Raw genomic sequence first — 9,480 nt, 5'->3', positions numbered from 1 at the left:
CCGCGCGGGCTCAGCCGCGAGGGCGGACGTACGCCAGCAGTTCCTCGTGCAGCAGCCCGTTGGAGGCGGCCGCGTTGCCGCCGTCCACGCCGTCCACCCCGTCCAGGCTCGTGAAACGGCCGCCCGCCTCGGTCACCACGACCGCGATGGCGGCCATGTCCCACAGGTTCAGCTCCGGCTCCGCGCACAGGTCCAAGGAACCCTCCGCGACCATCATGTACGGCCAGAAGTCGCCGTAGCCGCGGGTGCGCCAGCAGGCGCGGGTGAGGTCGAGGAAGCCCTCCAGCCGGCCCTGCTCCTCCCAGCCGCCGAGGGAGGAGTACGCGAACGAGGCGTCGCCGAGCGCGGCGACCTTGGAGACGCCGATCCGGCCCTCGGTGGCCAGGTCGCCCCCGGCGAACGCGCCACCGCCCTCGCTCGCCCACCAACGCCGGCCCAGGGCGGGGGCGGAGACCACACCGACGACCGGCCGGAACCGGCCGTTCTCGTCCTCCTCCATCAGGGAGATCAGCGTGGCCCAGACCGGCACCCCGCGCACGTAGTTCTTCGTCCCGTCGATCGGGTCGACCACCCAGCGCCGCGGGCCCGAGCCGACCAGCCCGTACTCCTCGCCCAGGATCGCGTCCGCGGGCCGCGCCTCCCGCAGCAGGGCGCGGATCGCGGTCTCCGTGGCGGTGTCCGCCTCGCTCACCGGAGTCATGTCCGGCTTGGTCTCCACCTTCAGGTCCAGGGCCTTGAAGCGGGCCATGGTGACGGCGTCGGCGGCGTCGGCGAGGGCGTGGGCAAGGCGCAGATCATCGTCATACTCGGGCATGGCCGAACAGTATCGGCACCCGACCGGCCGGACCACACGGCCTCTCTTGACACCGTCGCGTTCCCGCCTCAACGCTGGCGGGAACGGACGGGCGGGCGGGAGGCGACGATGCCGGCAGCGCGGGAGTCCTTGCTGGAAGCGGCGGGAGCGGCGCTGGCCGCGCGCCCGTGGCGGGCCGTACGGATGGTCGACGTCGCGGCGGCCGCCGGGGTGTCCCGGCAGACCCTGTACAACGAGTTCGGCGGCAAGCACGGCCTCGGGCGGGCGCTGGTGCGGCGCGAGACCGACCGGTTCCTCGCCGGGGTCGACCGGGCCCTGGACCTGCCGGCGCCCCCCGCGGAACGGCTGGCCGCCCTCGCCGACTGGACCGTGACCGCCGCCCGCACCCACCCGGTGGTGCGCGCCCTGCTCACCGGCTGCTGGAGCGACGCCTTACCCGCGCCCGAGGCCGGCTTCCCGGCCCCGCGGCTGCCCGGCGCGGTGCCTGCCGAACCGGGCGCGCTCACCCGGGCGGTGCGCGACCGGGCCGCGGCCGCGCTCGGCCCCCTGCACGCCTCGCCCGGCCACTGCGAGCTCGTCGTGCGGCTCGCCCTGTCCTACGTCGTCGCGCCGGCCGAGGAGCCGGCCGAGCCGGTGCTCGACCACCTGCTCGGCGCGTTCAGTGCGCCGAGCCCGACAGCTGCAGGCCGATCACCCCGACGATGACCAGCGTGATCGAGACGATCTTCAAGGTGGAGACCAGGTCGCCGAGGAAGACCATGCCGTAGATGGCCGTACCGGCGGCCCCGATCCCCGTCCACACCGCGTACGCCGGTCCCACGTCCAGCTTCTTCAGCGCCAGGGTCAGCAGACCGAAGCTGCCGAGCGCGAAGCACGCGAAGGCGATCGTCGGCCACAGCCGGGTGAACCCGTGGGACAGCTTGAGGCAGACCGCGAACCCGGTCTCCAGGATTCCCGCGACCACGACCAGCAGCCACGCCATGTCGGATGCCTCCCCGCGTCAGGTGACCCGGTCCCGACCTCGGACGCACGCCACTCGTGCGGATATCCATTGACCGGACGGGCCGCGCGGCAAACGTCAGTCGCCCTCGCGCCGCTCGCGCGTCGCCAGCAGCCGCCGCAGCGAGTACAGCCGGGCCGGGTCCGCGTGCCCCTCGGCCACCCACGCGTCCAGCGCGCAGTCCTTCTCGTCGTGGCTGCACGCCCGCGGGCACTCCTCGGTGCCCGGCACCAGGTCGGGGAAGGCCAGGATCACCCGCGAGGGGTCCACGTGGTGCAGGCCGAACGAGCGCACGCCCGGGGTGTCGATGACCCAGCCCTCCACGCCCGGCAGCGGCAGCGCCAGCGCCGAGGTGGTGGTGTGCCGGCCGCGTCCGGTGACCCGGTTGACGTGGCCGGTGGCCCGTCGCCGGTCCTCGGCCACCAGGGAGTTGACCAGCGTCGTCTTGCCGACGCCCGAGTGCCCCACGAACGCCGTGATGTGCCCGGCCAGCCGCTCGCGCACCCGGTCGGCCGCGTCGCCGTTCTCCAGCTCCTCGCGGCTGGTCACCACATGGTCCACGCCCAGCGTGGCGTACGTCTCCAGCAGCTTGTCGGCCGGCGCCAGGTCCGACTTCGTCAGCACCAGCAGCGGGGCGAGGCCCGCGTCGTACGCCGCGACCAGGCAGCGGTCGATCAGCCGCGGCCGGGGCTCGGGGTCCGCCAGCGCGGTCACGATCGCCAGTTGGTCGGCGTTGGCGACGACGACCCGCTCGAACGGGTCGTCGTCGTCCGCGGTACGGCGCAGCACCGACCTGCGCTCCTCGATGCGCACGATCCGCGCGAGGGTGTCCTTGCGGCCCGACAGATCGCCGACCAGTCCCACCCGGTCGCCGACCACCGCCGCCTTGCGGCCCAGCTCGCGGGCCTTCATGGCGGTGATCTCGCGGTCCTCCACCAGACACGTCAGCCGGCCCCGGTCGACCGTGAGGACGAACCCCTCCGCCGCGTCCTCGTGCTTGGGCCGGATGTTCGTCCGGGGCCGGTTGCCCTTCGGGTTGGGGCGGCTGCGGATGTCGTCCTCGTCGGTGTGCTTGCCGTACCGGCGCATGGCGCTACTCTCCCGCTCCCGCGAGCATGTCGGTCCACATCGTCGGGAAGTCCGGCAGGGTCTTCGCGGTGGTCGCGACGTTCTCGATCTGGACGCCCGGGGTCGCCAGGCCGATGACCGCGCCGGCGGTGGCCATGCGGTGGTCGTCGTAGGTGTGGAAGATCCCGCCGTGCAGGCGGCGCGGGCGGATGTGCAGGCCGTCGGCGGTCTCGGTGACGTCACCGCCCAGCTCGTTGATCTCCTTGGTCAGGGCCGCCAGCCGGTCCGTCTCGTGCAGCCGCAGGTGGGCCACACCGCGCAGCGTGGAGGGGGAGTCGGCCAGGGCGGCGACCGCCGCGATGCCCGGGGTCAGCTCGCCGACGTCGCCGAGGTCGACGTCGATGCCGTGGATCGTGCCGGTGCCGGTGAAGACCAGGCCCGCGTCGGTCAGCTCGCAGGAGCCGCCCATCTCCGTGAAGATCGAACGCAGCGCGTCACCCGGCTGCGTGGTGCGGCGCGGCCAGTCGGGGATGGTGACCGTGCCGCCGGTGACCATCGCCGCGGCCAGGAACGGCTGGGCGTTGGACAGGTCCGGCTCGACCACCATGTCGCGGCCGAGCAGCGCGCCCGGCGCCACCCGCCACACGTTCTTCTCGCCGCCCGCCTCCGGGGTGTCCACCTGGGCACCGGCCGCGCGCAGCATCTCCACCGTCATCTTGATGTGCGGCAGCGAGGGCAGCGTGGCGCCGACGTGCCGGACCTCCACGCCCTGGTTGAAGCGCGGGGCGGACAGCAGCAGCGCGGAGACGAACTGCGAGGAGTTCGACGCGTCGATCTCGACGGTGCCGCCCTCCAGGGCGCCGCCGCCGTGCACGGTCATCGGCAGCGCGCCGCGACCGCCGTCGTCGATCCGCGCGCCCAGCGCCCGCAGCGCCTCGATGACCTGGCCGAGCGGGCGCTCGTAGGAGCGGGGGTCGCCGTCGAAGCGGATGTCACCGGCGGCCAGGGTGGCCACGGGCGGCAGGAAGCGCATCACGGTGCCGGCGTTGCCGACGTCCACGGTGGCCGGGCCGTGCAGGGCGGCCGGGATGACGCGCCACGCCTCGCCCGAACCGGCGTCGGCGGAGCTGGAGGAGACGGTCTCCTCGATGCCGACGCCCAGCGCGCGCAGCGCGTCCGACATCAGCTGGGAGTCGCGCGAGCGCAGCGGCCGGCGGACCCAGCCGGGCTCGGCGGCGAGGGCGGCCAGGACCAGGGCGCGGTTGGTCACCGACTTCGACCCAGGCACGGTCACGGTGGCGTGGACGGCTCCGTCCGCGAGCGGGGCGGGCCAGAGGGCGGGCGGCGCAGGGGTCTGGGTCATGCCCCTCACTTTAGTGGCAGAGCCATGGCCCCAGATGATCCGCTCACAGGCCGAGAAGCCACCGCCCGCCGCCGATGAGCGAGCAGAGGGTGACGACATGGAACATGATCAGCCAGACGACCGGATGCAGATGGGTGAGCCGCCCCAGCTGGTCGGCGTCGGAGTCCGGCGCTCCGCCGTGCCGGCGCTTGGCCTGGAGCTCGAAGACCGGCCGGACGCCGCCCAGCAGCAGGAACCACACCACCCCGTAGGCGAACAGCGCCTGCACCTCGGCCGGGGCCAGCCAGGACACCAGCAGGAAGGTGCCCCCGGTGACGACCACGGTCAGCGCCCCGTACGCGTTGCGGATCATCACCAGCATCACCAGCAGCAGGGCGGTGGCCGCCCACAGCAGCAGCGTGATGCGGTGCGCCCCCAGCAGCGCGGCCCCGCCCAGGCCCAGCAGGGACGGCGCGGTGTAGCCGGCCGCCGCGGTGAGGATCATGCCCAGGCCCGTGGGCCTGCCGCGGCTGACGGTCAGGCCGCTGGTGTCCGAGTGCAGGCGTATGCCGTCCAGGCGGCGGCCGGTGAGCACCGCGACCAGCCCGTGGCCGCCCTCGTGCGCGATGGTCACCGCGTTGCGGGACATCCGCCACAGCGGCCGGGGCGCCACGAGCGCCAGCGCGACCACCGCCGTCACCGCCACCAGCCACAGCTCGGGCGCGGGCTGGGTACCGGTCAGCCGGTCCCAGATCCCGGCGGCGGTGGTACCCGCGGAAGAGGCGACGGTCATGGGGCGGACTCCTTGCCGAGGTGGGACGGGGCCATGGCAGTGTGGCAGCCATGTGCGGACGGTATGCAGCCAGTCGTAGGCCCGAGGACCTCGTCGACGTCTTCGGGATCGAGAAGTGGGAGCCGAAGGAGGCGCTGGAGCCGGACTGGAACGTGGCGCCGACCAAGCCGGTCCACGTCGTCCTCGACCGCCCCCTGAAGGACGCGGCGGACCCGCGTCCGGTTCGCCAGCTGCGCACCGTGAAGTGGGGCCTGGTGCCGTCCTGGGCCAAGAACCCCGAGGGCGCGGCCCGGATGATCAACGCCCGCGCCGAGACGCTGCACGAGAAGCCCTCGTTCCGCAGGCCCTTCGCGCAGCGCCGCTGCATCGTCCCGGCCGACGGCTATTACGAGTGGGTCACCGGCGCCGACGAGCGGCAGCTGGAGGTGGAGGGCAGGAGGAAGCGGCCCCGCAAGCAGCCGTACTTCGTGCTGCCCGCCGACGGCTCGGTCTTCGCGATGGCCGGTCTCTACGAGTTCTGGCGCGACCGGACCCTGCCCGACGAGCACCCGGACGCCTGGTGGGTGACCTGCTCGGTGATCACCACCGACGCCGAGACCACCCCGCTCGGCGTCGCCCCCGCCGAGGGGCCGCGTGCACTGGCCGACATCCATCCGCGGATGCCGCTGATGCTCACCCCCGACCGCTGGGACGCCTGGCTGGACCCGGCCACCACCGACGCCCGGGACCTGCGCGCGCTGCTGGAGCCGCCGCCGGGCGGGCTGATGCGGGCCTACCCGGTCTCCACGGCCGTCAGCAACGTCCGCAACAACGGGCCCGAGCTGCTGAAGGAACTCGCCGCGCCGGAGCTGGGCACGCTGTTCTGATCCGCCGCGCCCGATCCCGCGGGACGGCAGGATGGGCGCATGACGTTGCGCACCCCCAGCCGCACCCGGAGCGTGGACACCCCCGCCGGTGCGGCGCGGATCACCTGGTACGACGCCCGCGCGCCCCGGCTGGTGCTGGCCCTCGGCCACGGGGCCGGCGGCGGCATCGAGGCCCGCGACCTCCAGGCGCTCGCCGCCGTCCTGCCCGCCCAGGGGGTCGGCGTCGCGCTGGTCGAGCAGCCCTGGCGGGTCGCCGGGAAGAAGGTGGCCGCGGCCCCCGCGACCCTGGACCAGGGTTGGCGCGCCGTGTGGCCCGAGCTGGCCGCACCGGGGCTGCCCGTGGTCGCCGGCGGCCGCAGCGCGGGCGCCCGGGTGGCCTGCCGCACCGCCGCCGAACTGGGCGCTGCGGGAGTGCTGGCGCTGGCCTTCCCGCTGCACCCGCCGGGCAGGCCGGAGAAGTCCCGGGCCGAGGAGCTCACCGGCGCGGACCGGCCGACGCTGGTGCTCCAGGGCGGCCGCGACCCCTTCGGCCGCCCCGACGAGTTCCCCGAGGGCGCCCACGAGCTGGTGGAGGTGCCGTACGGGGACCACGGGTTCGCGGTGCCCAAGAAGGCGGAGGTCTCCCAGCAGGACGCCCTGGACGTGATCACCGCGGCGGTGGCCGACTGGCTGGACCGCCTGCCGCTGTGACCCTCCAGCGGGAATGACCGCGCGTACTCCTTGGTTGTGCGGGGTGTCGGAACGCACGGAGCTCCGGCGAGGACACGCCGAAGATCCGCCGAAGGAGAGGACGCGCATGACCCAGGTCATGAGCCAGAACCGCCCCCAGGCCACTGACCTGGACTGGACGGTGCTGCCGGCGCCGCAGCGCGCCCAGGCCCGGGCGGCGCGGGGCGGGGAAGGTCGACTATTCTCCGATTCGAGTGGGTCCGCATTCGGAGCCGCCACGCAGTCGGAGGAGGTGGGTTCCGTCCCTGGGACCGACGAAGGCCACGCGGAGGAGACGCCCGTGGAGCGCAACGCGCGCTTCGAGCGGGACGCACTCGGCTACCTCGACCAGATGTACTCGGCCGCGCTGCGCATGACGCGCAACCCGGCCGACGCCGAGGACCTGGTCCAGGAGACGTACGCGAAGGCGTACGCGTCCTTCCACCAGTTCCGCGAGGGAACCAACCTCAAGGCGTGGCTGTACCGCATCCTGACCAACACCTTCATCAACTCCTACCGCAAGAAGCAGCGTGAGCCCCAGCGCAGCGCGGCGGAGGAGATCGAGGACTGGCAGCTGGCCCGTGCCGAGTCGCACATGTCGACGGGCCTGCGCTCCGCGGAGTCGCAGGCGCTGGACCACCTGCCCGACTCGGACGTGAAGGAAGCGCTCCAGGCCATCCCGGAGGAGTTCCGCATCGCCGTGTATCTCGCGGACGTGGAGGGGTTTGCGTACAAGGAGATCGCGGACATCATGGGTACACCCATCGGTACGGTCATGTCGCGACTGCACCGTGGCCGCCGTCAACTCCGCGGAATGCTGGAGGACTACGCCCGCGAGCGCGGTCTGGTCCCGGCCGGCGCGGGAGAGTCGAACGAACGGAAAGGCTCGGGCTCATGAGCTGCGGAGAGCCGCACGAGACGGAGTGCTCTGAGGTCCTGGACCACCTTTACGAGTTCCTCGACCATGAAATGCCGGACGCGGACTGCACGAAGTTCGAGACCCATTTCGGCGAGTGCAACCCGTGCCTGGAGAAGTACGGCCTGGAGAAGGCCGTCAAGAAGCTGGTGCAGCGGTGCTGCGGGTCGGACGACGTACCGTCCGACCTGCGGGCCAAGGTGATGGGCCGGATCGAGCTGATCCGCGCCGGGCAGGCGGTGCCCGACACCGACGTCACGGCGGGCCCCGCCCCCACCGGCTGATCCGGCCGGTCCGGCCGACCCGGTCGGTCGCGCCGGCCGCTCGCCCGAACGGCCGCCCCCGGAACAGCCCTTCGTTCACCCGAAGGCGGTAATCCCGGGGTGCCCGGACGGCGCAATGCCACAAGGCGGCCCCCCATCCGCGGGGGCCCGCCTATTCTCCCCATTCGGTACCGGTACGACCGGTGCCCGGGAGCGCACCCCCGCGCCCCGGTACGGGGAGGAGAACGCGATGCGGGTACTTCCACCGGCCGCCCGTGTCTTCCTCCTGGCCACCGCCTGCGCCGCGCTCGCCTGTGTGGTGCCCGCACTGCCCGCCCTCGCCCGCGGTGACGTCCCGCTGCTGCCGGTCGTCCTGCTCGCCGGGCTCTACCTCGGCTGCGAGCTGGTCCGGCTGTGCCCGCTGCCCGAGGGACGGTCGGGGCGGCCCGGGCGGTCGGCCCGGTCCGACCCGGCCCCCGAGGGCAGCGGTTCCTTCCTTCCGGTGCTCCTCGCCGCCGTCTTCCTGCTGCCCCCGGCGGCCGCCGCGCTGGTGGCCGTGCCCGGCGGGCTGGCCGGTCCGGTGGTGCAACGCCCCGCCGGGGTGCGCCGGATGTGGCACGCGGCCCAGCAGGCGGGCGCCGCCTGGGCCGCCGCGCACGCGTTCGCGCTGCTGCGCGGTCCGGCCGCGCTCGGCGGTGCCGGACGGGCCTGGGTGGCGGACTTCCCCTACCTGCTGCTGCCCGCGGCCGTCGCCGCCGCCGTGTTCTGCCTGGTGCTCACCGCCCTCGACGGCGGCATCCTGGTCGCCGCCGAGCGCCGCCCCGCCGCCCGGGCCTGGCGCGGACTGCTCGCCCGCTCGCTGGCCCCCCACGCCGTGCACGCCCTGGCCGGGCTGATGATGGCCGTGCTCTGGCACAGCCCGTACGGGCCGCCGGCCGCGCTGCTGGTGCTGCTGCCCATGTACCTGTCCTGCTGGATCTTCGCCCAGTACCACCGTGAACGCGCCGCCCACCAGGCCACCATCCGGGCCCTGGTGCAGGCCGTCGACATCAAGGACCGCTACACGCGCGGCCACAGCGAACGGGTCGGACAGGCCTCCGCGATGATCGCCCGCGAGCTCGGCATGGACGGGGACCGCCTCGAAGTCGTCCGGATCGCGGGCATCCTGCACGACGTCGGCAAACTCGGCGTACCGACCCGGCTGCTGCGCAAGGACGGTCCGCTGACCCCGCAGGAACGCAAGGTCATCGAACTCCACCCCGAGTACGGCCACGAGATGGTGCGCGGCATCGGCTTCCTCGGCGAGGCCCGGTCGGCGATCCTGCACCACCACGAGCGGATCGACGGCTCCGGCTATCCCTACGGCCTGAGCGGGGACCAGATCCCGGTGCCGGCCCGGGTCGTGGCCGTCGCCGACGCCTTCGACGCGATGACCTCCACCCGCTCCTACAGCCGGGCCCGGCCGGTGCCCACCGCCCTGGCCGAACTCCAGCGCTGCGCCGGCTCCCACTTCGACCCGGTCATGGTCGGGGCCCTGGTCCGGGCGATCGGCCGGGACGGCTGGCACCCGGTGGTCACCTCCGACGCCGACCTCCAGGTCATCCCGGCCGCCGAGGGCACCGGGGCCCTGCCGGGCATGCCCGCCCAGGGCGGCGAGGCCGGCAGCCGGGCCCAGGCCGCCGGGGGCGCCGGGGCCGCCGGGGGCGGCGC

The 9,480-nt window shown here is 74.0% G+C and carries 11 protein-coding genes; 6 read left to right on the top strand and 5 right to left on the bottom strand.

Annotated features, from left to right (window positions below; all coding sequences use genetic code 11):
• Nucleotides 1-10: 10 nt before the first annotated feature.
• Nucleotides 11-814 (bottom strand): histidinol-phosphatase, encoded by an 804-nt coding sequence (hisN, locus tag LG632_RS28280; protein WP_226730522.1) that lies wholly within the window; start codon nt 812-814, stop codon nt 11-13.
• A 108-nt stretch (nt 815-922) separates the two neighbouring features.
• On the opposite strand from hisN, the gene LG632_RS28275 reads away from it, so the two are divergent.
• Nucleotides 923-1,519, top strand: coding sequence for a TetR/AcrR family transcriptional regulator (locus tag LG632_RS28275; RefSeq protein WP_226730520.1), 597 nt, complete (start codon nt 923-925; stop codon nt 1,517-1,519).
• On the opposite strand, the gene LG632_RS28270 is transcribed toward LG632_RS28275, so the two are convergent.
• From LG632_RS28270 to LG632_RS28255, 4 genes are all read right to left on the bottom strand, one after another.
• Nucleotides 1,473-1,796, bottom strand: coding sequence for a DMT family transporter (locus LG632_RS28270; protein WP_150209631.1), 324 nt, complete (start codon nt 1,794-1,796; stop codon nt 1,473-1,475). The two genes, LG632_RS28275 and LG632_RS28270, sit on opposite strands and share 47 nt — an antisense overlap.
• Before the next feature lie 96 nt (nt 1,797-1,892).
• Entirely contained in the window at nt 1,893-2,903 is a 1,011-nt protein-coding gene (gene rsgA / locus LG632_RS28265) for a ribosome small subunit-dependent GTPase A (RefSeq protein ID WP_226730519.1), read from the bottom strand.
• 4 nt (nt 2,904-2,907) lie between these two features.
• On the bottom strand, nt 2,908-4,245 hold the full coding sequence (aroA, locus tag LG632_RS28260; protein WP_226730516.1) for a 3-phosphoshikimate 1-carboxyvinyltransferase: 1,338 nt from the start codon (nt 4,243-4,245) through the stop codon (nt 2,908-2,910).
• A gap of 43 nt (nt 4,246-4,288) precedes the next feature.
• The gene (locus LG632_RS28255) at nt 4,289-5,017 is read right to left on the bottom strand and encodes a M50 family metallopeptidase (RefSeq protein ID WP_226730514.1); all 729 of its coding nucleotides are present in this window, start codon (nt 5,015-5,017) and stop codon (nt 4,289-4,291) included.
• A 50-nt stretch (nt 5,018-5,067) separates the two neighbouring features.
• Here LG632_RS28255 and LG632_RS28250 point away from each other — a divergent pair, with 50 nt between their 5' ends.
• The 5 genes from LG632_RS28250 to LG632_RS28230 all read left to right on the top strand — a co-directional run.
• Entirely contained in the window at nt 5,068-5,883 is an 816-nt protein-coding gene (locus tag LG632_RS28250; RefSeq protein WP_226730512.1) for an SOS response-associated peptidase, read from the top strand.
• A gap of 39 nt (nt 5,884-5,922) precedes the next feature.
• On the top strand, nt 5,923-6,573 hold the full coding sequence (locus LG632_RS28245; protein ID WP_226730510.1) for an alpha/beta hydrolase family protein: 651 nt from the start codon (nt 5,923-5,925) through the stop codon (nt 6,571-6,573).
• A gap of 106 nt (nt 6,574-6,679) precedes the next feature.
• Nucleotides 6,680-7,489, top strand: a complete 810-nt coding sequence (locus LG632_RS28240; RefSeq protein ID WP_226730509.1) for a sigma-70 family RNA polymerase sigma factor — start codon at nt 6,680-6,682, stop codon at nt 7,487-7,489.
• Nucleotides 7,486-7,791, top strand: coding sequence for a mycothiol system anti-sigma-R factor (gene rsrA, locus LG632_RS28235; protein ID WP_226730501.1), 306 nt, complete (start codon nt 7,486-7,488; stop codon nt 7,789-7,791). The genes LG632_RS28240 and rsrA overlap by 4 nt, the downstream gene beginning before the upstream one ends.
• A 229-nt stretch (nt 7,792-8,020) precedes the next feature.
• A partial coding sequence (locus LG632_RS28230; RefSeq protein WP_226730499.1) for an HD-GYP domain-containing protein occupies nt 8,021-9,480 on the top strand: 1,460 nt, incomplete at its 3' end.

The sequence above is a fragment of the Streptomyces antimicrobicus genome (assembly GCF_020532625.1).
GTDB classification, from domain to species: domain Bacteria; phylum Actinomycetota; class Actinomycetes; order Streptomycetales; family Streptomycetaceae; genus Streptomyces; species Streptomyces antimicrobicus.
The sequence above is the reverse complement of the archived record's forward strand: the minus strand, read 5'-3'. Positions and strand labels throughout refer to the sequence as shown.